Origin of the sequence: Oceanobacillus polygoni, from assembly GCF_008304605.1 — a bacterium.
In the GTDB taxonomy this organism is placed as follows: domain Bacteria; phylum Bacillota; class Bacilli; order Bacillales; family Amphibacillaceae; genus Oceanobacillus; species Oceanobacillus polygoni.
In genome coordinates, this window is sequence record NZ_PIJY01000056.1 from 1 (window position 1) to 1,339 (window position 1,339).

The 1,339-nt window shown below is 33.0% G+C and carries 2 protein-coding genes; both read right to left on the minus strand.

Annotated features, from left to right (window positions below; all coding sequences use genetic code 11):
- A partial coding sequence (locus tag F1560_RS21155) for a Ger(x)C family spore germination protein (protein ID WP_484214021.1) occupies positions 1-431 on the minus strand: 431 nt, incomplete at its 3' end.
- Positions 418-1,339 (minus strand): GerAB/ArcD/ProY family transporter (locus F1560_RS21160; protein ID WP_149476595.1); only part of this gene is annotated, 922 nt, incomplete at its 5' end. The genes F1560_RS21155 and F1560_RS21160, both read right to left, overlap by 14 nt.

A 1,339-nucleotide genomic window follows, 5' to 3' on the forward strand; every position in this document is an offset into this window, starting at 1 on the left:
AAATGGGTAATTATCTCATTTGCACTGTCATCTGTCACAGCAATTTTGGCGTTTAAATCCACCCTTGGATCCCGGTAAAGAGGATCCAGCACATTGTAGATATCACCTTTGGCGACGTCGATTCCTAAGATTAAAGCTCTTCCTTTTGCGGGATCGTAATTACCAGGTACGCTCCGATCAATTGCCATACTTGCCTCTTTTATCGAACCTCCTTTTCCAGTTACAAGTTTATTCGATATAGATATTTCTCCCCTGCTTGACTCACTAATATTCATATCTCTAATAATTGAAGTTGTTTGATAATCACCATTCTCATCCAAGTCAAAACCTGATAAATACACAGTACGGGAATTCTTTAGAAGTCTTTCATCCCAGCACCCAACCAGTAATGGAAGAATAAAGAAGATCAAAAAGAGCTCAGTTTTTCTCATAGGTCGCCGCCTCTCTTTTAAAAATAATTGTTATTAAAAGCAATAGAATAGGGATAATAATGCCGAAAATTAAACTTAAATGCTTTAACCATTTATCAAGTAAGGTAATCTCCATATAATAAAATATTATCGAAACGATAAGGACAAATGCTCCAGATAGTATCACAGCAAATTTATGTTTGATATGGATTAATTTACTTATTCCCATACTTGCTGAAAAGGTGTAGCTAATAATAGTAGTAAAAACTATCAGACCCCAGAAAGAAAGAAATATTAAATCTAATCGGCTTAAAATTCTTATTTCCATCGCACTTAGTATATATAGAACCGGTTCCGGCGTGATTTTTATTTCTTCAGGACTAAGCATTACGGTACTTAGAATCACAATGTACGTTAAAAAAATGGTTACAAATAATACTGCTAAAAAAACTCCTTTCAGTGCTGAAATAGTTTTTGATTGCTTTATAAAAGCAAAATAAATAAGTAATGTTTCAAACCCTATGAAGGATATCATTGAGTCACTAGTGCTTTTAAGGATATTCCATCCACCACTGGAACCAATAGGGAAGAGATAGCGAACATCTATGTATGGATCACCATAAACCAAAAACGTAATGAAGAATAAAAACAGGATGAATATGAATAGTAAAGAAAATAAAGATACCACATTTTTTATATTACAAATACTTCCATAAATAAGTAGAACGAATGTTATCAAAAATAATATCCATGCTGGAGTTTCAGGGAGTATCCATCGTTTCAGGATATCCGCATATATAATCAAGATATAACAAATCACTGTGAGCAGGTAAATAATATATAAAACATTTAATACAGTTCCAGAAGTTTCTCCCAAAATTACTTTAGAAAAATCAAATAAGGTAAGATTGGGGAAATTCCTGCAAAGT